We start from the raw sequence: 26,669 nt of genomic DNA, 5'->3' as shown, positions 1-26,669 counted from the left end.
AGATATTGCTGTTTACGCTGCTTGATTGAATTAAAAATGGATAAAGTCGAGCTAATAGACTCTGGTGAAATTAAATATGCGTTATTACCTTTGTAGAGCCGTAGCATTGCTCATAAGTGTCAACTTAACGTGAAAGCCTGCCTAAAACCAGCTTTTATGTATTGTCTCGTTGTCTCGTTCCCCTGCTCAGACTGGGAATGCTGTCTTATATCATGTCCGGTGAAAGACTTATCATTAAGAACGCAGGGGGCAGGGGGCAGGGGGAAAGAGGGTTTTCCGGTTTCTGCATAGATGACGGAAATTATAACTAATTAACCGGACATGATATTAGAGGCAGAGCCGCAATTGAAGTGCATTTTCAGCCCAGAGGCTGGAAACGAGATTTGAAAAGGCTTTCAGCTTAAGTTGACACTTGTGAGCAATGCTACGGCTCTACATTCTTTTATATAGCGATTTATTAACTCGCGATCGCTCTCAATTATTTACCTGTGGAATTATACTTAGTACTCAGGGGAAGCTTCCTACTGAAGTTTGCGATGCGATCGCCCTATACAAGTATTAGGTAGCGGGGGATATGGCTCAAAAGCCAAAATTTTGTATAGTACAAATGTATGATTTGTTAGCCTTGTCTTAGATATTTTATAATTTTATGACACAGATTAAGCCTGAAGTAAAGCGCACAGAAGAATTGCGCCAGTTATTGCAACAAGCAAGCTATGCTTATTACGTCCTAGATGCTCCAATCATGGAGGATGCAGTCTATGACCAGCTATATCGAGAATTGCAACAATTAGAAACTCAATATCCAGAATTGACAGCACCCGATAGTCCGACTCAACGGGTTGGTGAGAGACCGGCAACACAGTTTACCTCGGTGCGGCACAATATCCCCTTGTATAGTCTGGAGAATGCATTCAATATTGATGAGTTGCAAGCATGGGATCAGCGTTGGCGGCGACAAGTACCGAAAATAGATGCAGTGGAATATGTCACTGAACTTAAAATTGATGGTTCTGCTTTGGCTCTTACTTACCAAAATGGCATTCTAGTTAGAGGGACAACTAGGGGTGATGGGGTAACGGGTGAAGATATTACCCAAAATGTGCGAACAATTCGCTCAATTCCCTTACGTTTGAATTTTGAAGGGTTAGAAATTCTCGAAAGAGTGGAAGTGCGAGGTGAAGCATTTTTGCCGTTGGAAGTATTTAAACAAATCAACGAGGAAAGGCAAAAAGCCAGCGAGCAATTATTTGCTAATCCCCGCAATGCCGCAGCTGGTACACTCAGGCAACTAGATTCCCGCATTGTGGCTAAACGGCGCCTAGATTTCTTTGGCTACACCTTGCACATTCCTGGTAGGGATGACACCAGTATTGCTAATACCCAATGGGAAGCGTTGGAGTTGTTGGAAAAGATGGGTTTTCGAGTCAACCCCAAACACAAACTCTGTGCTTCGATCGCAGAAGTGGCAAAATATTACGAATACTGGGATACGGAACGGCTGAATTTACCTTACATGACTGATGGGGTAGTAGTAAAGCTGAATTCTTTTAAACTTCAAGAACAGCTAGGATTTACGCAGAAATTCCCCCGGTGGGCAGTAGCCTTAAAGTATCCAGCCGAAGAAGCACCTACGCGTGTGGAAAATATTGCTGTAAATGTAGGGAGAACGGGGGCGTTAACGCCATTAGCAGAGATGCGCCCTGTGCAGCTGGCGGGAACAACAGTTTCCCGCGCCACTTTACATAATAGCGATCGCATTGCTCAATTAGATATCCGCATTGGCGATACTGTGATTGTCCGCAAAGCTGGGGAAATCATTCCAGAAGTGCTGAGGGTAATCAAAGAACTCCGTCCCGCTGACACCGAACCCTTCCTTATGCCCACCCATTGTCCAGTCTGCGGCCAATTGGTGGTGCGAGAATTGGGTGAGGCGGTGACTCGATGCGTCAATGCTTCCTGTGCGGCGATTCTCAAAGGTTCCATTGAACATTGGGTAAGTCGTGATGCCTTGGATATTAAAGGTATGGGCGAAAAGCTAGTGTATCAACTCGTTGATAAAGGTTTGGTGGATTGTGTTGCCGATTTATATGAGTTGACAGCAGAGAAATTATGTGAATTAGAAAGGATGGGGAAAAAGTCGGCAGAGAAATTAGTGGATGCGATCGCCCAGTCAAAAAATCAACCTTGGTCAAGGGTATTGTATGGTTTAGGCATCCGTCATGTTGGCAGTGTCAATGCTCAATTGTTGACTCAGAAATATTTTACTGTAGAGCAGTTAGCGGCAGCAAAGCAATCAGATATTGAAGGCATTTATGGTATTGGTGCTGAAATTGCCCAATCTGTGTATCAGTGGTTTCGGATTGATGCTAACCAAAGGTTGATAGAACGCTTACAAGCAGAAGGATTGCAATTAACTGCTACTGAGGAAACAAAAATAGTTGGGGATGGTAATCAAAAATTTGCAGGTAAAACTTTTGTAATTACAGGTACATTGCCAACCTTAAAGCGAGATGAAGCAAAGGCTTTGATTCAAAAAGCTGGGGGAAAAGTAACTGATTCAGTGAGTAAAAAAACCGATTATTTAGTTTTAGGAGAAGATGCCGGTTCCAAGTTAGACAAAGCAATTTCCTTGGGAATTACGCAGTTAAGCGAGACGCAATTGTTGGAAATGCTTGAAGATTAAAATCAGGTAAATAGCCTGGAAAGCTATATATTTCGTAAACGAATCCAGGCAATTAACCTATACTTATCAATTAGCCCAAAAGTATAACCGCTCCAACTTGCATTATTTACTTGGGTGATAAAATCTGCTTATGTTTTATATTTTTTAGACTCTGGTATCAATACATATTTAGCACTTTTTAATACTTAACTAATACCAATTCGGAATTCGTAATTAAGAAAGTCAGGTAAGATCTGAGTTTCAGGGTTTGAATCTGTTCCCAGATTTTAGAGAATTGGTATAAATATAACTTTATAATCCCTTTTGCGGAATTTTGATATCTTCTTGTGTATCAAACTTTATTGGCTTATATCTTGCTTTTAGAGCGAGTCCACAAGCGTCTTCATTCTCACCGGAATGAGCAAAGGTGGAGCGTCTCCGGCTCCGCTCCTGTTAGCGGTAGCGGGGCGTTTAGCCCATTGTGACTCCTGAATTATTCTTCAATCTTCATTTATCTGAAAGCTGAGTACAAGATATAAGCCAATATGAACAAAAAAAATTAAATTTTTGTATATTTACAGAGATTTGTTATGAACAAAAAACAACAGGTTTTTAACGGCATTGTCTTGTGGTTGGGACTAGCATTCTTGAGTTTAATGCTACAAAATTTCTACAGTGTATTGCAATATATTTTCTTTTTGCGAGTACCTATAATTGTTGGTTTATTGCTATTATTCTTGCCAACAATTTCAGTGAATTCTGGTTTATCAGCAATTTTAAAAAACTTATTTGTACTTCGCGCTAATAATCAATTGGTTTTAGTTATTGGAGGTGCAGTTTTAGCAGGACTGGCTACGATACAAGTTTTCGATATCATCTTGTATAATTCCCATCTTCGTTTTGATGTACCTCAGCAGCAAGTAATTCCAGTATTTCTCCAATATTTAATCGCTATTATCTTAAGTCTTCCAATTGGCATCAAGGCGACTCAGCTTTCTAAAAAAGAAATACAAGAAGCAGATCGTAGCTGGGAAGGTTGGGGAATTATATTTGGCATTATTGCGGGAGCTTTATTGCTAATAACTAATTACTTTAACAAGTATTTTTTTGAACATAACCAGTTTTTAAAACAGGCTTTATTAAAAATAATTTATTTTTTACCAGAAAGAATACAAAGGGGTTATGTAGATGCCAATGGTGATTTATCTTATGGAATTGCTGCAATAACAGTATTTTCAATTTTTCTATTAATTGTTTATGGCTTAGGTTATTTTATCTTGAAACCTCGCCAAAAAAAAGGGAGATTTGAAGCTCCTGCTCTTTTTTTACCATAAACTATTTCCCTAATGTATCTAATTTCTGATTTCTGATTTCTGATTGCTAAATGTTCTCTCAAATTTACACCACTTATTCGCCCTAACGCTCTGTCCTGCTGGCAACCAGACTCCATGATTATTTCTTATCGCTACGACATAATCTAATTTGTATTCAGCTAGTTTTCTAATAAATTGGCTGCTTTCACCATATAAACTATCCGCTAGTACTAATTCAATAGTAAAGCCTGATTCAATTAGCTCTGTAATAATTTCTGATGCTAACTCTATTTTAGTTTTGTATTTATCTTCTTCTTTTAGCGTCCCTTTTGGTTTGAATATTTTTACACTTAAAGGAAAAGTTATATTAGAGTAAAGTCCATAAGCATTGACTGAAACTATTCCATTATCGACTTTTCCGACACTCCCTAAATATTGCCTGGCTACATAATCAGTCTTTTTACCTTTTTTCCTATCTCCTGTTTCATCTATTACTACTGTAATTGCATTGCCATCCAATGCTTTTTTTAGTTTATTTAATCTTCGTTGTTTTAATTCCTCTACTGACCAACCTGAATTAGCTAAAAAATGATGTAATGACTGTGCAGAGTTTATACTTACGGCTTTCGCTATCTCTGGTAACGATTTTCTTTTGATTGGTGACATTATCCCCAGATGTAAATATTTGAAGCACTCATAATTTCTTACTTCTTTAAACAGGTCTTTATACTCTGCACAATATTCATCTACGATCGCAACTGTTGGGTGAGCGTCTCTCGCCAAATGCTTGAGGATTTGTAATTCTACATCCATTGCCCTACTTATCTTTCAGGGTTTTCTTTTTTTATTCTTTTATTCAGAATACCCGGAAAGTGACACAAGAGGGATAGAACTTTTGACAGACAAGTATAAATGCGGCTACAAGCATGATGAGCCGGAAAAAGTGCAGCAATTTTTAAAAGATAAATCTTGCCAAAAAGGAATAGAAATTATGCATATTCCTATTAAATTTCCTCGTGGTAAAATTAATCCTCCACTTTCTTGGCAGTTAACTCAAGAACAAAAAGAAGCTATTCAAAATGCATGGGAAGATTGGAAAATAACCAACTTCAATTATATTTCTCAACTCAAAAAGATATTCCCAGAGTGATGAGTATCCATTCAGATAATAAAATAGGATTTCTATAGCAATCCTATTTTATTTTTGAAAACTGCAATTCATAGATCCCCGACTTCGGAAAATTTTTCGGGGATATTGTTTTTTAGGAATGATTCAGGATTGTTATCGCAAACTAGTTAGTTTTACACAATCAGATAATGATTGTAAGAACAATTCATGAATTGCCTCTACTCAAGCGGGGGCAAGTTATTCGGATCAATTCCCTGAGATTGCAAATAAGTAATCAGTCGTTCTTTTTGCTGACGTTCTTGTTCGGCGCGTTGGCGTTCTTGTTCGGCGCGTTGGCGTTCTTGTTCAATTTGTTCTACAGCCCACAGTAACAAATTACCATCTCGATCCCACCAGCGCAACCAATAACCAGTGCGACCTTCTTTTGTTCCTTGCCAAGTTCCTAAAAATAAGCCCATTACATCAATCCAATGACGACCATTTTCGTCAGGTTGCTTTAACTCATAGCGCTTATTTTCCAGTTGATAATATTCTAATAAACCGCCATAAGGTTCAAAAATCACGTAGATGGGAATCTGCAAAATTTGCTCGTAGAAAAACCATTTTCCTGGTGGATAAGTTCGCTTGACTGAATATTCTCCACCTTCAGTATCGGATAAAAATTCGATAGCGATCGCCGGAATATCTCCTTCTAAATTGGGTGTATAACTTTTGCGGTTAGCCACCATTTTATTAACCGATGGCACATAAACCCAGTCTGGTGCTTTGGCAATAAATTGCTCGTTGACTGTCGCACAAAGACCAAAGTTTGAAGCTATCAACATCTGGGGTTGGATGAATCCACTGATTTCTAGGCTTTCACGCAAAGCACCAGCTAAAAGCGGCTGACCGGTATTCTCCACTGGTTCATCCTCTAGTTGAAAATCTTTGGGTAAGGCTTCCCAAGAGATTACCAGTTCTATTGGTGATTTGGCTTGGCTGAGTTGGGTTGCCATAAACACAGCATGAATTTATTCTCGATCTTATCGCAAGCGATACTAATATCATGTCCGCATAATTAGTTATACTAACCACAGTCATTACACCCCACCCCCAACCCCTCCTCGCTTGCGGGGCTACGGTGTACACACAAGTCGAATTACCCCCCTTAGTCCCCCCTTGTAAAGGGGGGAAACAAGAAAAATCCGGTTCCCTCCCCTTTACAAGGGGAGGGTTAGGGTGGGGTAATTCGAGAACTGGTAGTAATTCGATAACTTGTGTGTACACCGTAGGCTTGCGGGGAGGGGAGACAAAGTGCAGCTTTGGCGGGGTGGGGTTCTTCGGGTTTAATAAGCAATCAAGCGGACATGATATAAGAGCAAAAAAAGGGGCAGAAAACCCGCCCCCTATTTAACCAGGAAAGTAAAAATGCTCTAAAGCAGTACTTTAGCTAAAATCGGTTCCACACTCTTAGAAATCTCTGGAACATACACCTGTGAAACGTAGTCGGCAATCATCCTGTCGGTGTTGAATAACGGCGCATTCGTCTTAATGGACGTTTTCATCATCTGCACCCAACGATGGGGAATGCCTTGGGCATCTTGGTCATAGTATAGAGGAACGATTTCTTCTTCTAACAGCTGATAAAGCGATCGCGAATCAATCCCATCTTGCAATTCTTGATCGCTAGTATGAGCATCTTCACCAATTGCCCAACCGTTAATTCCTTTACCATCGGGCCCTGTTTGGTAGCCTTCGCACCACCAGCCATCCAAAACGCTGCAATTCAGACCGCCGTTAAAACAGACTTTTTGCCCACTCGTACCAGACGCTTCCAAGGGACGACGGGGATTATTTAACCAAACATCCACGCCTTGCACCAATTTTTGACCAGTGTAAATGTCGTAATCTTCAATAAAGGCAACTCGGTTGATAATCCCGGAATTGTGACACCACTCCATCAAGCGTTGGATAATCCGCTTACCTTCTTCATCAGCTGGGTGGGCTTTACCTGCAAAGATAATTTGTACTGGACGTTGAGCATTACCAAAAATCTTCAGTGCGCGTTCGGCATCGCGCAAAATCAGATCGCCGCGTTTATAAGGGCTGAAGCGTCTGGCAAATCCAATGGTCAAGACATTGAGATCGAGTAATTTTTCGGTTGCTTGAATGAGTTGATGATTTTCGCCACGCAACTCCCGTGATTTCTTTACCTTATAACGGGTGAAGGCAATCAATCTTTCTTTAAGAATGAGATGCCGCGACCACAATTCCTCATCGGGAATCTCGTCAACTTTAGCCCACATCTTGGGATCGACGGCGCGATTTTTCCAGTCTTCTCCCAAATATTCCTCATATAAGTCACCTAACAAGGGTGCAGTCCAAGTGGGTGCATGAACGCCATTGGTAATGTAACCAATTGGTACCTTATCTTCGGATCGCTGCGGATAGAGAACTGTCCACATTTTACGGGAAACTTGACCGTGCAATTCACTCACGCCATTACAAGCACGAGACATCCGCAATGCTAAAACGGTCATCCCAAAGGGTTCCCAAGGATCGCCCAATCGCCTTGCACCCAATGACAAAAATTGTTCCCGCGAAAGTCGCAATTGCGGCCAATAGCTGGCAAAGAAGGAGTCGATTAAATCGGGCGAGAAGACATCATGACCGGCGGGAACGGGGGTATGGGTGGTGAATACACAACTGTTGCGCACCTTGGCTTCGATGTCGTAGAAAGATTTACCAGTCCGTTCAATTTCTACCCGCGCAACTTCTAAGGTGCAAAATGCAGCGTGTCCTTCATTGAGGTGATAGACAGAAGGTTCAATTCCCAAGGCGTGTAGGGCGCGAACACCGCCAATTCCCAAAACGACTTCTTGGGCGATGCGGGTTTCCAAGTTACCGCCGTATAGGTGTCCCGTTAGCCAACGGTCAATGGGATCGTTATCGTGGCGATCGCTATCTAATAAATATAAGGTGACTCGCCCAACTTGCACTCGCCAGATTTGCACTTTTACAACCCGTTGGCGAACTTGTAACTCGATAGTCACCGATTCCCCTTGCTCATTTTTAATTAACTCCAAGGGCATGTGGTCAAAGGGGTTGTCAATATAATAATCTTCTTGCCAACCTTGGCGGTTCAAGCGTTGCCGAAAATAACCTTGGCGGTACAACAAGCCAACACCAACCAACGGCACACCCAAATCTGATGATGATTTTAAGTGATCCCCGGCGAGAATTCCTAAGCCGCCAGAGTAGACGGGTAGAGATTCATGGATGCCAAATTCGGCGCAAAAGTAAGCAATAGGATGCTCTCTGGATACTTGCGGTGCAACTCGACTAACCCAAGTATCTTGCTGGTTGATGTATTGGTCAAACTCACGTGCGAGGGCGGATATCTGCTTTAAATAAAATGGGTCTTCTGCTAATTGCGTCAAACGCTCATAAGTTGCCGACTCTAAAATTGCGACTGGATTATGCCCACAGCGTTCCCATTCTTGGGGATCGATGCTTTGGAATAGGGAGATGCGATCGCCACTCCAACTCCACCAGTAGTTATAAGCCAAATCTGCTAAACGTTTGAGCGGTGAAGGTAACTTTTCACTCAAGTGTCGTGCTGCGGTGATTGCACTGCTATTAGCCATACTAAATCTATGTCCTCGCGCTTAACTTTTTCTCTATGTATCGGGAACCGGGGAAGAGGCAAGGGAGCAGGGGGCAGGGAGCAAGGGAGAATTTTCCCTTTTGCACCCTGCCCCGATGCCTCTTTTCCATACCCAGTCCCTTTTATTTACTCTTCAGGTTTATAACACCGGAGCCTTCACGTGCTGAATTCTCCCCTGAAGTTGGAACAGTTTCTCGACATCAAACCTTATCCAAGTAAATGGTTTGTATTGTTTTCGTCTTCTAAAAATTATCTCTACTTTTGGACAGATTTAATATGTTTTTTCTATCAAATTCGTTGACATTATTTTACTTTTTTTGTTTTATTGTAAATATTTATTTATATTTTTACAATCAGTAACTAAAGTTATTTATATGTCTTGATAATAGTCAATTTTTAACTACAGCTACTTGCATCCCAATAATGCTTTTTATCTGAATTTCTTTTATTCCTTGGTAGCAAACCATTGTAGTGGCAAAAATTTCATAATATTTGTTACAGTTTTTAAAGTTTTTAATTCTGGTATATCTGGTTTTAATTGTTCTGCGATCGCTAATTTTGGTTCAGCTTGTGTAGGTTGAAAATTATATAAATAAACAAAAGCTAAATAAATCCATGTGTAAGGATTTTGAGCATCATATTTAGTTAATTCTTTTAAATTTTGGATTAATTCTGGGACTTGACGCTGTAAAAGTTGTGATAAAACTAAAGTGTAACGCCAATTTAAATTATTTGGCTCTGTTTGCAGATAATAATTAGCCGCGAAATCAATTTGTTTTAAATAATCCTGAGTGGGATCGTATTGATTGAAATGACCTATCTGCACAAAGATATTATTTAATTTACCCTGTTGTAACTCTTGTGCTAGTTGTGAAGTTCGGGTAACTAAATCTAAAGCTGGCGATTTTTCTACTGTTCCTACATCTGTCACATTTACAGTAATATCTGGAATATTTAAAGATGTGGTTTTGTTGTTTATTCTATCTAAATATAGTGCTGATAGCTGATATTTTCCTAGTGGTAGTGTTTTCGGAATAAATGTAGCTAAAGCTTCTTTCACCCGGAAAGTTCCTTCAGGATGACATTTGATCCCACAGTATAAATTACCTAAACCAATGGCATGATCGTGATACCAGGATGATTGGTCATTTTGCCATTTTAACAGTAATATTCCATTTTGCAAATCATGCCATGAACCCGTTATTTCATAGGTTACAGGATTGTTTTGCTCTAAAATTAATTGCTGAGAAATCACAACTTTTTCTAAACTAATTGCAGACTCGCTATTATTGATTTTTTCAACAGTTACAGGAGGATTTTTGCAGTTATATAAACGCATTTTATCTCCATGAGGTAATATCCAATCGCCCTGTAATTTCAAATCAGGAGAAGATTCGACTAAAGATTTTAATTTCTTTTTAGTCTCTCCACTTTCTCCAGGTCTATATGGTTCATTATCTCTAGTAATATACCAACAAAAATATTGTAAATCTTGCTCTATCTGAGATAATTTGGTTGTTAATTTTCTGCCAGATACGCGAAAATCTGCTAATGCTCCAAAATAATTTAAAGTATACTCATTTATCTGCGGTGTAGAAACAGGAATTACCCCTAAATTCGACCTTAAATATAAATTGGTTTCGGTGATTTTATGTATAAGTTTGTCTAAAGGATATTCTTGAGCATCATTATTAGGTAAATGTCTACCACCCCATGCTTGAATTAGGGGCAATGGAAACAAATTGTTTAGTAAAACTATGCAACTTAACACTAAAGTGGCTAATCTCAGTCTATCAAAATATATATTGTCAAATAAATTGAATAAATCCGCCAATATCAAACTAATTATCGGAAAGCATGGCAGAATAAATCTAATGTCTTTATTTGTACCCAAAGAACAAATTATATAGCTACTAATTAAGGTAACTAATAACCAAATTCGAGCCGATTTATGGAGATTCGCTGAAATTGAATTAGTAGTAAATTTATATTTAATCAGATAAACCAATAAAATGCCAATACTCGCACATAATATTGGGAAACCAACGCTTTCTGGGATCATTTGTGGATAGTATAGCCATCCAGCAATAGTTGTGGCAGAAGGATCGCCCTCCCTTTTTCCAACTTGGTTAGCATTTAATGCCGATGTAATAATTGTTAACCAATTTAAGCCATACCAAAAACTACAAATTAACCAAGCTATTATCAAAGATAAGCAAGCTTGAATTAGTTTGATAAATCTACGTTTTCTAATAAAACTAATTAATACCCAAATACTAGGAACTAAAATAAAAATAAAACCTGTAGGTTTAGCCAACAAAATTAAACCTATTCCAACGCCCAAAAGGATAGTTAACACCCATGACCAAAACCTAATATAACTATCTTTCCAAATTGTCAGGACTGTAAAAGTTACTGTAACAATTGCTGTCAAACCATAATCTAATAAATAATCTGTCCGAATAATTCCTAAAATAGGAAATAATACACAAAATATACTGGCAGTTATGCTAATTTTTCGATTTTCAAATAAAAAATTACCTAAATAATATACTGAAAATATAATCATCGCAGTATACAATAAGTTGACCAAACTTGCTTGGTCATATCCACGGCCGAACAATATCAAAAATGGGACAGTGCAAATATATACAAAAGGAGCGCGATAACTTGGAGTTAATTGCCACAGAGATAACCACCAATTCCCTGAGAAGATATTGAAGTTTTGAAAAACTTTATAATGATGTAATGCTGTAGCTAAATGTGCGCTTTGATCGAAGGCTGGAATTGAGTTATCTAATAAAAACCAAGCTCTATCTATAGCTAATGCTATCACCCAAATTACTAATAAAATAAGATAATCTTTTCGATGCTGAGAATGGTCAAAATTACTCATATTTATTTGCTCAAAAACAAAGTTTAATCAATTATATATCTGTCATGTATCGACGTTTTATTAATACCAAAATAAATATGTATAGTGAACTATACTGCTTCCAAAGGTGAAGAGATTCTAGTAGCGGAAGATTCGCTGATTCCGACGCTGGCCGACCTAAAGAGTAAAAAGCTCGCTTTTGACAAAGGCTCAAACGCCCATTATGTGCTTGTGCGATCGCAAGCAAAAGTCGGACTTGATTTTAGTGGCATTGAACCAATTTATTTGACACAATCGAAGGCGCTGCCCCGATTTTGCCGAGGTGAAATCGATGCTTGGGTGCATTTGGGTTCCCTACACAGCTACTCATGCCCATTGCAGATTTAGAGAGCATAGGTGATAAAGCCTACTGGCGTGGCAAGGCTGAAATGTTGCAATAAATTTTCTTGTGGTGTGGGCATCTTGCCTGCACCGGACGGGCTAGAAGCCCATCCCACAAGAAAGTGATAATACAACATTTTAGCCTTGCCACGCCACTACAGTTTACAGACTAAGCAAAACTGGATTTATTAATCTGACACTGATAATTTATACAGCTTTGCCTAAAATAGTTACGTTTTTAAACGCAAAGCGACGCTAAGGAAAGCGCAGAGGTACACAGAGTTTTTTTTAGTAAGATTGTACATTCACTCGCGTGTTCAAGATATCGTCTGGCTATCTGAGCCGAATGCTTGCTCTGTGAGCCTAAATTTAAAGTTCTTGACGTGTCGGACGGATGATGATTTCATTCACATCAACATCACTGGGTTGCTCTATGGCGTATGCGATCACACGGGCAATGGCATCTGCATCAATGGCGATTTCATAAAGGTGGTTAATTCCCGCTGCTGCGTCTTTATCGGTAATCGTGTTACCCAGTTCAGTGGCAACGGCTCCTGGTGAGATATTAGTCGAACGGATTTCACCATTTGACTCTAGCCGCAGCCCCTCAGAAATCGCCCGCACTGCGTACTTAGTGGCACAGTAGACGGCCGCTCCCGGAAACACTTTATGTCCGGCCACTGATGATAGGTTAATGACGTGACCAGACTTTTGCTGACGCATAATCGGCAACACGGCAGCAATTCCATAAAGAACGCCTTTAATGTTGATATCGATCATCCGCTCCCACTCGTCCACCTTTACTTGGTCGAGGGCAGAAAGCGGCATCAATCCGGCATTATTGATTAGCACGTCAATCCGGCTGTATGTACTCAAAGTTTCCTTGGCTAAAGCTTCCACTTGGGCGCTATCTGCGACATCCGTTACTTGATAGGTTGCAGTTCCTCCTGATTTAGCGATCGCTCCAACCAAATCTTTTAGCCGATCTTCGCGTCTGGCAGCCAGCATCAGTTTAGCTCCACTAGCAGCAAGTCGCTTCGCAGTTGCCTCACCTAACCCACTGCTGGCTCCGGTGATGATTACCACTTTGTTTTGAATCTCAGACATATTTATTCCTGGGGATTATTGAGTATGGCTCGTGAAACATCGGGTGCTGTTTTAGATGAACTCAGCATTATTTAACCATATCAACTAGTTTGTATACTCGATCGACGTTTTTGTATCGGCAACATCACTAATCCGAACCGCTATCATCACGCCATTTGATTTCTGTCCCGTTAAAACTTCAATTCGGGAGTTGAGACTATCTCATAAACTTAATCTTTCTCTACATACCAAGAGGTATTGCTTCACCGTTCTTTGCCGCTTTTGCGAGTAAGTCGCAGACTTCTTCATCAGTCGTTTGAGGAAAGCTTTCGTACCAAAGGCCAACGCTCTGGAAAGGGTTGGGTCTGGAGATGCAAACAATTTCGTCAACTTCAGTTTCTAACTCTTGGCAAGTTTCAGGTGCAGCCACAGGCACAGCGATCGCAATCTGAGCAGGTTGCTGTTTTCGTACAGTTACAACAGCAGCCCACATCGTTGCACCCGTTGCTAAACCATCATCTACCAAAATGACTGTGCGTCCTTTCAAATCTCTTAACGGGCGATTTTGGCGATAAAGCCGTTCCCGCCGCTCTAACTCCCGTTCTTCTTGTAGCGCCACCTTGGCAATTACTTCATCGGATATCTTCACCAAGTTGATAATATGTTTATTGACTATCCGCACACCACCAGAAGCGATCGCTCCCATCGCTAGTTCTTCTCGATCGGGCACACCCAATTTACGTACCACTAAAACATCTAAGGGAGCATTTAAGGTTTTGGCAACTTCAAAAGCAATGGGTACACCACCCCTTGGTAGCCCTAATACCACAACATCTGGGTCATTAGCATAAGCGGTTAACTCTTGAGCCAAAACTTGACCTGCAAACCTCCGATTTTTAAATAGCATGATGTAATATTCCTAAATATTCCTAATTGGTTTCCAAAAAATTAAATAAATATTTACAGTACGTTTGTTATTGGCTATCAACTTCAAAAAATGTAGCAATTGAGCAAATTTTAAACTTGTTGGTATAGTTCAGATGTTCTAAATCGATCTTAGAAAGCTAAATATTCCCTGTCCTCCACTAACGGAGCGACATCTTCAATCTACAGTTCTATCAAACGGATGAGTTAGCTTTAATGCAACAAGATTTCTGCATCTTGTGTTGAGACTATTTTACTACTCCCGACTCAATATCCCTCCCCAAATGGCTGATTTAAAAGACATTGTGACGCGGTTAACTCTTGCTGTAGGGGGTTTACTGCTGTTGATAACTGGTGTTAGCGTGAAGCAAAGTTATAGGGCGATCGCAAAAGAAGGGTGACATGGAAAACCTAATGTTTAAGTAGGGGTGCATTTGAAAACTGTTATAACTTTTGCCACTTGCTAACATTTACTGTTAGACTTTTACTGAGTATTTTGTTTTACTATAAATTAAAAAATACTTAATTGTTAGCAGATGCAAAAATTTATGAAAATCCAGTGATAATGCAATTGTTAATTCTTCGTATGTCCCCTGTTGCAGACCTTGTGTTGATATTCTCTTTACATTCTCCCTAAATTGTGAACATGAGATAATGCACCATCTGCTTGTTCGTTATATAATGCTTAATATTACAGAAAAAAGTCATCAAAGTTACCCAATTAACACTTTTGGATAAAAATTAATAGGGTAGAATCACTGAATATGCTTGAAAATCAAAAGAAGGGTGTTTTTCATGATCGGCTTAACCAATTCAGAAAACGGCACAGTTAGCAGCACAGCAGCTACTAAGAGACTGGCAAGGGCGATGATGGTTTCTGGCGGACAGTTTTCACTGTTATTGGCTTGTTGTAACTGTGTTCAAAAGCAGCAGCAAGTGTTGAATTTGCTAACAGAATTTTCATCAGCAGATATCCACGAAATTTTGCTTTCCCCTACTGATGACAAATTATACACAGCTATTACAAGTGAAATTGGTACTACTCAACCCGAAGCTTTGATGGTACGAGGCTTAGAATCTGTAGTGGCAATTAACCAACTGATTATTAGTACCAATATCATGCGAGATGAGTTTCGGAAACAGTTTCAGTTTCCCTTGGTGTTGTGGGTCAATGATGAAATTCTGCGTAAGCTAGTCTGGCTAGCACCTGATTTTAAAGACTGGGCAGCTAGTACTATTAGATTTGATGTACCGAATAATCAGTTAATTGAATCTGAACAACCTATCAGCGCCTAAATATTGCCCGAAATTACTTTCAAAATCTTATATATGCTAGGTTGAGCCGAGCAAAATCGAAGCTCAGGTTCTGTCACATTATTTTCTAAAATTACTTTTATTTAATCCTCTCTGACACAAGTCAGCTAAAAGCTCCTGGAAGCTATTTTCAAAATTAGAATGTAGTAAAAATTAAGAGTTATAACAATTAAAAATTAGACCTCTTGCATAAATCAAAAATAAAGAACTCTACCCTGCATTTGCTAAGGCAAACCCTTCCCTGTCCAAAGCATCGGGGAAGGGTTGGGGCAATACAGTTCGGTTAAAGAGAAAAAGGAAAATGACCAATGACAACTCTCACGCTTAAATTGATGCGCGTCTAGATTGTACATTTTTGCATTCAGACTGTCCTAAGTCAATTGGTCATCTGTCCTTTGAAATACAAATGACTAATGACCAATGACCAATGACAACTCTCACGAGTAAATATACAAATTAAATGCGTAACAGCTTACTTACAATTTTCTCGCTAACCATTTTGACAAATCCTGTTTGAAATAGGCTGAATCAGCCCTCCCACTCAATAGGGATTTGAATCAATCCGTCCCCTTTTGACACTCCTGAGATAGTACCCAGAAGTTGGTCTATTTCTTAAGTTGAAGGTGTCGCCACTGCGGACTTTCCAAATTTTGTAATTGGAAAAGGTCAAAGGCTTTCGGGGTTCGCATACTTCTGGCAGATGATTGCCAAGTACAAAGTATGCCGCACCCCTACCCATAACTTTCACCAAACCGTTTTTATCCACAAGAACCGATGTACTTTCACTAACCGCTATACCTAAAACACTGCTAGATACACCATCCTTAATTTGACGGGCAATGAAAGTCATAATTCGACCCATTCTTTCCCGTCTGTCAAAGTGTGTATCTACAATAGTTCCCTTCAAATTACTCCAATTGAAAAAATTGTAAGTAAAAGTAATGTCTCGGTAGGGATCTTCGAGTGCGTCTCTAGTTTCAATGCCTTTTTCGGAAGAAGCGCAAGCATCATAGACACAATCGCTTTGGATCATTGCACCTGCACTAGTGCCACCAATACCACCCCCCTTAAGATAAACTGACTTAACAGCAGCCTCAAGCTTGGTATCTTTCCAGTTGCGGATATATTGACATTGATCCCCGCCAGCAAAGAAAACTACATCAGCATTTCGGATTTTTTCATAAATCTCAGCTTTGTTTGCCTCTTGTCTATCCCTAACCAGAAGAGTTTCCACAAAATTTACGCCCTTCATGGCATAAATTAGCTGATTGTAATCGTGATTACCATTAGTGCGGAGAACTATAACATTAACTTTAGTGCTGGAGTTATTACCTCCCCTAACTTGGTTAATCATCCACTGGATAGCATCATCGACATCGGGGCCTCCCCCACCCAAACTCAGGACTGGGCCCGCTAAGGAGGGACGGACATCAAAGGAGCCAGAGGTGGAGGGGCGAACATCAACAGTATCACCCAGGAAAAAGCGTCTCCAGCTTTCAATAAAACGGTTTATTAGGAAGGTTCCCATCTTCAACAACTTGATTCCTGTACTTTTCAAGCGCCTTGCTATGCTTGGGAATGCCTTTGTCATACTAAACTTCTAGAGCAAACTGCAATTATTGCTAGGCTGTGACGCATTTTAATTGCTTATTTATTCGTGAAATTTGTCCTTTGTCACTTGTCATTTATCAGTTGTTGTGAATCACCAATTGACTTAGGACAGTCTTAACGAAAAATGTGCAATTTAGACGCGCACTAGCTTAACTGTGGCACTAGATCGGGTAGAATTTCCAGCGTACAGGTCTTGTACTGTTTGTTAACGCAAAATAACGCAGAGCGATCGTTAATTCTCTGCGTTACTGTGCAAAAATCTCTACATTGCTTGTAGCGTTTAATTCTGGCCAGATGAAACCTAATAATAGATTAGGTATTGGTTGTCACTGTCCAGATCCTTCCGTAGTTACTGGGAATAGTTACCCAATATTCTGAATAACTGGGAACCCCGATTAAATTGTTTTCACCATTTAGTTCTTCTTGATAATTGCCAGCAATTGGGAACCAGAAGGGTACATTTTGATCGCGATCGCTAAAGTTAAGTGCTACTAGGCTAAACTTGTTACCATGTTTGCGCGAGAATAGCAGCACATTTTTGGAATGATAGCGGTCATAATCGTTGTAAAAGAAATGGTCGCCTTCCGTAAACTGCGGTTGCTGACTACGCAGTTTAATCAACTTACGTACTAAGGAAAGTACGCTCTTACCAATGGGGTCATAAAAATAATCCCATCGTACAGGTCGAAGCAACATCACTCTACCAAAACCTTGTTCTGGCAGGAAATAGTTTTCACCAAATTCCTGACCTTGCCACAATAACGGAATCCCTTTACCAGTGAAAATCCCAATTAGGTAAGGCTGGACTTTATACCATAAGTCACGATTACCTTCTTTTAATAAATCATTATCGCGGGCGATCGTACCAAAGTTACAAACAAAGCGGGAGTGGTCATGATTTTCTAGATATTGCAGTGCTGTTTTAGCAATTTTGTCACCATTGTTTGTAATCTCTGAAGGATAGCCATCCAGACCAAGTTTAAAGCCAAGATTAGCTAAATCACCTTTATTTCCCTGAGCTACACTTTCAGCTGCACCAAAAGTTTCATTTTGCCAAGTAGAGTTGGTATAAGTTTGTTCGAGAATCTCCTTTGGTCCTTCTAATTGTTCAGCACACTGAATCAAGTTGATCGTGTCATTGTTAAAGAATCTCTGCCAATACTCGCCAGCTTGTCTCTTTTCTTTGACTGTTTTGTAAGTGTTAAAAACTAAGTTAGCGTAACCAACTCCTGTAGAACCATCCCAGTAATTGGGTACGCAGTCATAGCGAAAGCCATCAACATGATAAACATCTAGCCAGTGATAGTTGACTGTATAGAAAAAGTCTTGGGTAAACTTGCGATTATAGTCTGTGCTTTCGCCAAAATAATCTTTAGCAAATGTCCCCATAAAAGGATTCTCACGATACCCTAGTTTTCTGTAAACATAAGAGTATGGAAAACTATCACCAGTATGACCATAAACGGCATCTACAATTACAGCAATGTTGTTTTGATGTGCCGCATCAATTAAACTTTGTAAATCTTTTCTTTTACCAAATCGCTCATCTACACCAAAATAGCCAATTGGTAAAAAACCCCAATCTACTGTTAAGGCTACATTGGAGAGTGGCATGATTTCGAGACAGTTAACTCCCAAATCTGCTAAATAGCCGAGTTTTTCAATTGTTCCATCAATATTGCCCCCGAATTCATCAATCATCAATTCGTAGAGAACAATATCTTTTAAGTTTGGAGTTTTCCAAGTTTTTTCCTTCTGGCTCCACTCATATTGTTGATAGCCAAGTGTGAAAGCGGATAATTTACCTACACCAAATTCTCTGGCAAAAGGGTCAATAATCCAATCTATTTCTCCCTGATTGGGATTTTGTAAGCAATAGCGGTAAACATATCTACCCGGTTCTCCCCATGCAGATTTGGCACTGGGTTTTGATTGAGTTTTGATATCTATTTGAGTTGACCAATAATCACCATACTCTGAGTCGATAGAATGCTTGAGTTCAAATTCTAACGGCTGAATATCTTGGATAAATTGATCTTTCTCGTGGATAATTTTAATTATTAGCCGATTTCCATCCTTTTGAGAAACCCAAGGCAGAAATAGTCCAAAATCAACAATACCGTTGGCTTCTCTAGCTCCTAGTTTATCCAAAGGAAGCAGTTTCATATAGTCATCCTTGATGAATTAGCTTTTTCTCGTGTTATATCATGTCCGCCAAATTACCCATAATAAAAGAACCCCACCCCCAACCCCTCCCCGCCTGCGGGAAGGGGAGACAAAGCACAGCTTTGGCGGGGTGGGGTTCTTCGAGTTTAATAAGCAATCAAGCGGACATGATATTACTGATTTCGGAATTCCAAAAATACAGCATAGTTCAGGAGTAAAACATGCTTTATACCTGAGTAACAGATTTAGCTTGTGTACCTTACCAACTTGAACTATGCTGTAATATCTAAAACCAGATTAAATTTGCACTACTCCAGAAATTGCAGCAGTACCAGCTATAAACTTATCAAAGGTTGATTAAGGATTTATGCAAGTTCAAATAAAATTTTAGCTCCCCAACTTCTTAAAGAAATCGGGGAGCTATCTTACCACGATATTTGCGATCGCTCTTGCACAACTTGCTGATATACTTGCTCAGTTTGCTTGGCGAGTTTCGGCCAGCTAAAGCGGCGCTCTAAATCCTCATAAGCATTATCCACCAGCCATTGACGATAACCTGGATTTTTCAGCACTTCCAAAATTCCCCAAGCTAAAGAATCGGGATTGTTCACCCAAGTGACAATGCCTGTTTTGGTATGTTGCACCACTTCTGGAAAACCACCCGTATCAGAAACTACTACAGGTACACGAGAAGCAAAGCTTTCTAAAGCTACAATTCCAAAGGGTTCGTAAAGACTCGGAAAAACCGCACAGTCGGCGACAGTTTGAAATTTATCTAAGTATTCATCCGAGAGAAAACCGGTAAAATAGCAATGATGCCAAATTCCCAAATCCCAGGCTTGGCGCTTGAGGTGGTCGGTATTGCCACCACCAACGATCACAAATTTCACGTTACCTCCCATTTCTGAAAGGATTTTGGGTGCGGCATTAAGTAATATAGGTATACCTTTTTCGTAGGTCATACGACCGAGGTAGTAAACTATTTTCTCTTCGTCTGCGGCAAATTGGCGGCGAAAATCCAGAGCATGAAAATCTGTATGATGCTGTTTCTTTTCGGCTCGGATACCGTTATAAATGACATCGATTTTATCCCAAGGAGTGTAGAGCGCTCGTTCTACTTCTTGGCGCATATATTCGCTACAAACAATAATCCGCCAAGCATTGTAAGCTAGCAAGGTTTCTTTGCCATTTATATAACCTTGAATCTCTGTGTAAATACCGTTGTATCGTCCGTATTCAGTAGCATGAATTGTGGCAATTAGTGGTATTTTAAAATTATGCTTGAGAGCGATCGCCGCATCTCCGACTAACCAATCATGGGCATGAATTAAATCAAAGGGCCCTTCTTCTAAAATCAATTTACCACCGTGATCTCCCATACTCAAGTTGAGATTCACTACCCAGTGGAAAAAGTCGTTACTGTATGCCACTGGCACTCGATGTATCTTTACTCCTTCAACAACCTCATACATCGATGCGTGACCAAACTCAGCTGTAATCAGGTGAATTTCATGTCCTAGCTTTACCAGTTCCGGGTACAACTCCGCCACATGTCGCGCAATTCCCCCAATAATCCTTGGTGGAAACTCCCAACTCAGTACCAGTATCTTCATCTACTAGACTCCCCAACACTTTATAAATATCTAACAAACTACATTTACCTAAAAATACAAGTCTGGCGAATGCAGTGAGTACTTTTACTAAAATTTTTAGATTTTTTAACAGTGATTTTGTTAAAGCTTATCAACTGTGTAGGCTAAGGAGAGAAAGCAAGGTATAGTAATAATTCGTAATCAGAACAATTGAGCCTCCCCTTCGGAACTCACTTGTCAAGAAGGGGTAACGACGCAAACGGCATGAACTCGATCGCGTCCTTGCTGTTTGGCTACATAAAGTGCCTTGTCTGCTGCATTAATCAAGTCTGGCGGCGAAATTTCAGCATTTGGCACAATGCTCACAACACCTAGACTAACGGTAACACGATCGCACACGCGAGACTGAGCATGGGGAATGGCTAAGTCGCGCACTGCTTGTCGAATAGTTTGAGCTACATAGATTGCTCCTTGAATCTCTGTATTAGGCAAAATGATAGCAAATTCTTCTCCACCGTAACGAGCGACTAAATCGGCTGGACGCTTAACAATATTTTTGAGGGCACTTGCTAATTGTCGCAAACAATCATCCCCTCCTAAATGACCATAAGTGTCATTGTAGAGTTTAAAAAAATCGACATCTAACAAAATTAAAGACAGTGAAAGTTGCTCGCGTCTGAGTCGCTGCCACTCAGATTCCAGATATTGATCGAATCGGCGGCGATTGGCTATTTGAGTCAAGCCATCTAGAGTAGCTAATCTTTGTAATTCTTCATTGGCAGCTTGCACTTGCTGGTAAAGTACTGATTGATGAATTGCGATCGCTACTTGACTAGCCAATTGCTGCAACAAATTAACTTCAAACGCTTGCCAATAACGAGGTGCGATACACTGGTGAACAATGAGTAAACCCCACAGATGCTCTTCATTTAAAATCGGCACTATTATAGCCGCTTTAACTTGATAGAGTTGTAATAACTCAAAAACCTCGGCTGAAAAATTAGATTCCTGAATGTTATGGAAAACTTTAGGTAATCCTTGGTAATAGTCGCTAAAATCTTGTTTGAGGGAAAATGGATGCATTGTCAGTTCTAATCTCTGAGGATAGTCATCACCCACTGATTTTGCTGCAAAATTCCCACTTCCGTCAGATTGTAACTGATAGATAGCTACGGAATCTGAACCTAAACACTGGCGAATACTATTTACTGTTGTATTCAGAACCTCCTCCAAATTCAGTGATTGCCGAATCTGTTGAGTGACTTCAGTAATTAACCGTTCTCCCTCTGCTTGCTGTCGCAACATCACTTCAGCTTCTTTACGAGTGCTGATGTCTTCTACCGAGCCAAGAATCTGCGTTGGAGTGCCGTTAGCATCTCTGGCAAATACGACTTCTCGTGTATTTAGCCAACGCCACTCTCCATTTTTGTGTCGGAATCGGTATTCAGTGGAAAGTACTTCATTGTCGTTCAGGTTGACAAAGCGATTCGGTATGTCATAGCAGAGGTATCGATCGTCTGGATGAAAGCAATTCATTAGCCACTGCGGATCTGCGTTACAAAATTCTTCTGGAGAGTAGCCTAAAATAGCCACACTTTTCTGATTAAGATAGATACTTGTTCCTTGTAAGAGGTCAAACAAATACAAAATATGCGGTATGGTATTAGCAACCTTTTGCAGAAAGTCTTGACTGGAGCGCAATGCCTCTTCAGCTTTGTGGCGTTCCTGAAGCGCGACTTTATATTCAGTAATATCTCGTCCTTCAAAGATCAGTAGGGTAATATGCCCGGTTCGATCGAGTATAGGACGCAGTGAGAAATCAATCGCGATCGCTTGACGATCTCGACCTAAAATCTCAACTTCATAACGGATAGATTCACCATTAGCAGCAGCGGCGATCGCAGTTTTTAATTGCTCTTGAGTATTTAGAGAAATTGTCCACCACTTTGCTTCCCAAAAAGGCTTGCCAACTACTTCTTCTCGATTAATCCCAGCAAAGTCTAGTGCTGTTTGGTTGGCTTCTAATACAATTCCATTCGGCTGAAGCAATCCGATAAACTGAATGGTTTGATTGAAAATCGCCCGGAATTTTTGTTCATTTTCACTTAAAGCTTGTTCTACCAGTTTGCGATCGGTAATATCTCGTCCAACAGATTGAAGTTCTACAATCGCACCTTGGTCATCAAATATCCCTCGAACAATCCACTGCGTCCACCGCACTCCTTGGCAAGCTACAACGCGATTTTCAATGGTGATAACGGGATTTTCTAAGCTAATGGAATTTACCAGACTAAAAACACGTTCTTGGTCTTCCTCAAACACAACAGGTTTGTAGTGCTGACCGATAACTTTGTCTCGCTCTAGTCCAAAAAATCGACAGTAAGCTTCATTGATAAAGGTAAAAGTGCCATCTGGTAAGCCTCTAGCAATCAATTCTGTTTGGTCTTCGAGGATGGTACGATAAAGTTCTTCGCTCTCTTGTGCTTGTTTGCGTAAACAAAGCTCGTCATAGACATCGCTAATATCCAATACTAAACCCTGAAGTAGCTGAGTTTGTCCATCGGCACAAAAAACGAGATTGGCTTGGTTTCGTACCCAAATTGTTCTGCCATCGCGCCTAATCATCCGATACTCAATCCTCAAAGGCTCTCCGGTAGCGATTGTAGTGTTTACAGCTTGCCAAAGGCGATCGCGATCGTTTGGATGAGTGTAATCTAACCAACTATTGAATAAACCAGAATTCCAATCTTCGGGAGCAATGCCCAATAATTGTTGCAGTTGCGGACTAATATAGGCTTCATTTGCAGTGGTATTAATCGGTGAGATATATACAACGCCCGGAATTTGTTCTACTAGAGTGCGATATTTTCGCTCTGCCTCAGAGAGTTTTTCTTGGGCCTGCTTGCGACTCATGATATTTTGGGTAGTGGTATAAAAGTAGTGATTTTTCTCTTGTCAGTCCTTATCTAGCAAGGGTTTCAGTTTCTGCTATCACTATATATTTACCACTACCTTAGAAAATATACCAACAGCAAGTTACCACTATTTCTGAAAAGATGCTGGAATTTTTCACTTTCTTTGTGGTCTGGGGAATGGGTTTGCGGGTAAAGGATGTATTCAAAACCTTTCCCCTTTACCCTTTCCCCTTTAACCGAAGCGTATTGAGGGTATTTTTCTCCTGAATTCTGCTGTATGTTTTTTCCGGTTGAGATGTAGGCGCAAGCAGCCAATTGTTTTTGAATAAACACTCTTAAATTAGCTTTGATCCAAGCGCAGTACTGCCATAAAGGCTTCCTGGGGTACATCTACAGTACCTACAGATTTCATCCGCTTTTTACCTTTTGCTTGCTTCTGCAAAAGTTTTTTCTTGCGACTGATGTCACCACCGTAGCATTTGGCTAGCACGTCTTTCCGCAAAGCGGGGATATGTTCGCTGGCAATAACTTTACTGCCAATAGATGCCTGAATTGGCACTTTGAATTGATGGCGGGGAATTAGTTCCTTGAGTTTTTCCGCCATTGCCCGCCCGACGTTGTAAGCTTTATCGCGGTGGACAATCATCGCCAAGGAATCCACAGGATCGCCGTTAATCATGATATCCAACTTCACCAGAGGATTTTCACGGTAGCCAATAATGTGATATTCCATACTAGCGTAACCGCGCGATCGCGATTTCATCTGGTCAAAAAAGTCAGTTACAACTTCCGCCAAAGGTAGCTCATAAGTAAGGGTGGTTCGTCCTTGGGCGAGATATTTCATATCTTTGAAGATGCCCCGACGATTTTGTGACAACTCCATTAAGGTGCCAACATAAGTTTCCGGGGTAATCATCTCTACTTGGACGTAGGGTTCTTCAATTCTTTCGCGATCGTTGGGAGAAGGTAAACGGCTAGGATTATCGATGTACAGTTCCTCACCCTTGATGGTAATCACCTTATAAACCACCGAGGGGGCTGTAATGATTAAATCCAGGTTATACTCCCGCTCTAGACGTTCTTGGACAATTTCCATGTGCAGCAAACCCAAGAACCCGCAACGGAAACCAAACCCCATCGCGCTCGAAGTTTCTGGTTCGTAATGCAGCGCTGCATCGTTGAGTTCCAGCTTTTCCAAGGCTTCCCGCAAATCTTCAAATTGATCGGCATCAATGGGGAACATCCCACAAAAAACCATCGGGTTCGCTTCTGCGTAACCTGGTAAGGGTGCTTCCGCTTTCGCCTTACTAAGGGTAATTGTGTCTCCTACCCGTGCATCAGCTACAGCTTTAATTGCCGCTCCCAAATAGCCTACTTCCCCAGCGTGCAGTTCATCAACTTGCTTTTGAGTCGGAGAAAGAACGCCTAACTCATCAATTTCAAATTCTTTACCCGATGCCATTAAATGGATGCGATCGCCTTTTTTCACGGTGCCATCCATCACCCGGAAATACACAATTACTCCCCGGTAACTGTCGTAATAGCTATCAAAAATTAACGCTCGTAAGCGTTCATTTATCGTATTTGGCGGTGGCGGTATCCGCTCGACAACTGCTTCTAAAATCTCATCAATCCCAATTCCTTCTTTAGCAGAGGCCAGAATCGCCCCACTGCAATCTAGACCGATAATTTCTTCAATTTCGCCAATTACCCGTTCTGGTTCAGCCCCCGGCAAATCAATTTTATTCAAAACCGGGATAATTTCCAGGTTATTCTCTAACGCTAAATATACATTAGCCAAAGTTTGCGCTTCCACACCTTGGGACGCATCTACTACCAATAGAGCTCCTTCACAAGCAACAAGAGAGCGGGAGACTTCATAAGAGAAATCCACATGCCCCGGAGTATCAATCAAGTTCAGCACATACTGCTGACCATCCTTAGCTGTGTAGTTCATCCGGGCAGCTTGCAGCTTAATCGTAATGCCGCGCTCCCGTTCCAAATCCATATTGTCGAGAAACTGTTCCTTCATCTGTCGGTCTTCAACAGTGCCAGTAGCTTGTAGCAAGCGATCGGCGAGGGTTGATTTCCCGTGGTCGATGTGAGCAATAATACAAAAATTGCGAATGCGAACTGCGGGAACGTCAGTCATATACTATCTTTGCCTTAGCAGCAACCAAAGTTAAAAGGGCAATTTACTTAATGTATTTTAATGCTTTCTTTGCCAAGACGCTGCTTTTACTGGGGACTGGGGACTGGGGACTGGGTATTGGGTATTGGGTATTGGGTTTTGGGTATTGGGTATTGGGTTTTGGGGACTGGGGATTGGATAGTAGAAAAATTATTTCCCAGTTCCCAGTTCCCAGTTCCCAGTCCCCAGTTCCCAGTTCCCAGTCCCCAGTTCCCAGTTCCCAGTCCCCAATCCCCTCTTCACCCCATCTTGAACTTTCGATCTAAATAGGTGGACATTTAAGAATATTATGAAGGTCTATTTGTCGCTGCTAGTATTCAACAGTTAGGAGCGTACAATAAATGTAAATAAGTACATCTAGGGATCGTGTCGGGAGCGTGGGCAATTGCGACTGCTAATTGCCCGTAATCGCTGATTTATCAGCAAAATTTATAAAGCCATTGTCTAGTCAGTTATATGAAAAATGCGATTTAAAACTTAAAGCTGTTACTTTGGTGCTATTTCAGGGAATTATTGAACTGTGCCCTTGAAAATTTTTCAGCGAATTAGCCCAAATAATGAATATAACTACTTTACAAAGCTTTAGACAAAACCAATTCAAAGAATTCAGAGTATATAAACCTATGAATATGAGAGAGAAAACTACCAAAGCGGAAAATACACCAGCCGATAAGGTAGAAATTGCTGTCCGCCTAGACTCCGAGTTACTAGAGCAAATTCAGCATCTCACCAATGACCCAAGTAAAGTAATTGAGGTGGCGATTCGCCAGTGGTTACGGGGTGAACTCCTCAGAGATGACGAACTAACGCGTACGCCTGTGCGTACCCCTGTTCCTCCTCGCGGTGAATGGAACGATTAAC

At 40.6% G+C, this 26,669-nt stretch carries 18 protein-coding genes and 1 pseudogene; 7 read left to right on the top strand and 12 right to left on the bottom strand.

The features are described 5' to 3' along the window. Positions 1-421: 421 nt before the first annotated feature. The 3 genes from RMY64_RS30725 (at position 422) to RMY64_RS30715 (ending at position 3,999) form a co-directional block, all read left to right on the top strand. Positions 422-562: a hypothetical protein gene (locus tag RMY64_RS30725; RefSeq protein ID WP_322702000.1), complete on the top strand. Its 141-nt coding sequence runs from the start codon at positions 422-424 to the stop codon at positions 560-562. A gap of 87 nt (positions 563-649) precedes the next feature. Then, positions 650-2,686, top strand: coding sequence for an NAD-dependent DNA ligase LigA (gene ligA, locus RMY64_RS30720; RefSeq protein WP_322701999.1), 2,037 nt, complete (start codon positions 650-652; stop codon positions 2,684-2,686). Between the two features lie 569 nt (positions 2,687-3,255). Then, complete coding sequence (locus tag RMY64_RS30715; RefSeq protein WP_322701998.1) at positions 3,256-3,999, top strand: hypothetical protein; 744 nt, start codon at positions 3,256-3,258, stop codon at positions 3,997-3,999. On the opposite strand, the pseudogene RMY64_RS30710 reads toward RMY64_RS30715, so the two are convergent. Continuing rightward, positions 3,984-4,791, bottom strand: a pseudogene (locus RMY64_RS30710) (IS701 family transposase); the annotation flags it as partial. The gene RMY64_RS30715 and the pseudogene RMY64_RS30710 sit on opposite strands and share 16 nt — an antisense overlap. Before the next feature lie 82 nt (positions 4,792-4,873). Between RMY64_RS30710 and RMY64_RS30705 the strand changes: the two are divergent. Next, the gene (locus RMY64_RS30705; RefSeq protein ID WP_322669534.1) at positions 4,874-5,128 is read left to right on the top strand and encodes a hypothetical protein; all 255 of its coding nucleotides are present in this window, start codon (positions 4,874-4,876) and stop codon (positions 5,126-5,128) included. Between the two features lie 197 nt (positions 5,129-5,325). Here RMY64_RS30705 and RMY64_RS30700 read toward each other — a convergent pair whose 3' ends face one another. The 3 genes from RMY64_RS30700 to RMY64_RS30690 all read right to left on the bottom strand — a co-directional run bounded on the left by RMY64_RS30700 (position 5,326) and on the right by RMY64_RS30690 (position 11,649). Continuing rightward, positions 5,326-6,102, bottom strand: a complete 777-nt coding sequence (locus RMY64_RS30700) for a Uma2 family endonuclease (RefSeq protein WP_322701997.1) — start codon at positions 6,100-6,102, stop codon at positions 5,326-5,328. Positions 6,103-6,519: 417 nt separating this feature from the next. Continuing rightward, positions 6,520-8,733, bottom strand: coding sequence for an alpha-glucan family phosphorylase (glgP, locus tag RMY64_RS30695; RefSeq protein WP_322701996.1), 2,214 nt, complete (start codon positions 8,731-8,733; stop codon positions 6,520-6,522). A 465-nt stretch (positions 8,734-9,198) separates the two neighbouring features. Further along, positions 9,199-11,649, bottom strand: a complete 2,451-nt coding sequence (locus RMY64_RS30690) for a hypothetical protein (protein WP_322701995.1) — start codon at positions 11,647-11,649, stop codon at positions 9,199-9,201. An 84-nt stretch (positions 11,650-11,733) separates the two neighbouring features. Between RMY64_RS30690 and RMY64_RS30685 the strand changes: the two genes are divergently transcribed. Then, complete coding sequence (locus RMY64_RS30685; RefSeq protein ID WP_322701994.1) at positions 11,734-12,015, top strand: ABC transporter substrate-binding protein; 282 nt, start codon at positions 11,734-11,736, stop codon at positions 12,013-12,015. Here RMY64_RS30685 and RMY64_RS30680 read toward each other — a convergent pair. The 3 genes from RMY64_RS30680 to RMY64_RS30670 form a co-directional block, all read right to left on the bottom strand. Continuing rightward, on the bottom strand, positions 12,012-12,146 hold the full coding sequence (locus RMY64_RS30680; RefSeq protein ID WP_322701993.1) for a hypothetical protein: 135 nt from the start codon (positions 12,144-12,146) through the stop codon (positions 12,012-12,014). The two genes, RMY64_RS30685 and RMY64_RS30680, sit on opposite strands and share 4 nt — an antisense overlap. Positions 12,147-12,378: 232 nt before the next feature. Continuing rightward, positions 12,379-13,116, bottom strand: coding sequence for an SDR family oxidoreductase (locus tag RMY64_RS30675; protein WP_322701992.1), 738 nt, complete (start codon positions 13,114-13,116; stop codon positions 12,379-12,381). Positions 13,117-13,336: 220 nt separating this feature from the next. After that, positions 13,337-14,002: a phosphoribosyltransferase gene (locus tag RMY64_RS30670; protein ID WP_322701991.1), complete on the bottom strand. Its 666-nt coding sequence runs from the start codon at positions 14,000-14,002 to the stop codon at positions 13,337-13,339. A gap of 812 nt (positions 14,003-14,814) precedes the next feature. On the opposite strand from RMY64_RS30670, the gene RMY64_RS30665 reads away from it, so the two are divergent. Beyond that, a complete protein-coding gene (locus RMY64_RS30665) occupies positions 14,815-15,315 on the top strand; it encodes a hypothetical protein (protein ID WP_322669527.1) in 501 nt (166 codons plus the stop codon). Between the two features lie 559 nt (positions 15,316-15,874). On the opposite strand, the gene RMY64_RS30660 is transcribed toward RMY64_RS30665, so the two are convergent. From RMY64_RS30660 to lepA, 5 genes are all read right to left on the bottom strand, one after another. Then, a complete protein-coding gene (locus tag RMY64_RS30660; protein WP_322701990.1) occupies positions 15,875-16,924 on the bottom strand; it encodes a cyanophycinase in 1,050 nt (349 codons plus the stop codon). Between the two features lie 332 nt (positions 16,925-17,256). Next, positions 17,257-19,110 (bottom strand): alpha-amylase family glycosyl hydrolase, encoded by a 1,854-nt coding sequence (locus tag RMY64_RS30655; RefSeq protein ID WP_322701989.1) that lies wholly within the window; start codon positions 19,108-19,110, stop codon positions 17,257-17,259. A gap of 425 nt (positions 19,111-19,535) precedes the next feature. Next, positions 19,536-20,723, bottom strand: a complete 1,188-nt coding sequence (locus RMY64_RS30650; protein WP_322701988.1) for a glycosyltransferase family 4 protein — start codon at positions 20,721-20,723, stop codon at positions 19,536-19,538. Positions 20,724-20,939: 216 nt separating this feature from the next. Then, positions 20,940-23,615, bottom strand: a complete 2,676-nt coding sequence (locus RMY64_RS30645; protein WP_322701987.1) for a PAS domain S-box protein — start codon at positions 23,613-23,615, stop codon at positions 20,940-20,942. A gap of 342 nt (positions 23,616-23,957) precedes the next feature. Then, positions 23,958-25,769, bottom strand: coding sequence for a translation elongation factor 4 (gene lepA, locus RMY64_RS30640; RefSeq protein WP_322669522.1), 1,812 nt, complete (start codon positions 25,767-25,769; stop codon positions 23,958-23,960). 662 nt (positions 25,770-26,431) lie between these two features. On the opposite strand from lepA, the gene RMY64_RS30635 reads away from it, so the two are divergent. Next, the gene (locus RMY64_RS30635; RefSeq protein ID WP_094353260.1) at positions 26,432-26,668 is read left to right on the top strand and encodes a hypothetical protein; all 237 of its coding nucleotides are present in this window, start codon (positions 26,432-26,434) and stop codon (positions 26,666-26,668) included. Position 26,669: the final 1 nt, after the last annotated feature.

Source organism: Nostoc sp. DedQUE08, assembly GCF_034530895.1.
Lineage (GTDB): Bacteria > Cyanobacteriota > Cyanobacteriia > Cyanobacteriales > Nostocaceae > Nostoc.
This window is presented reverse-complemented; position numbering and strand designations above follow the sequence as displayed.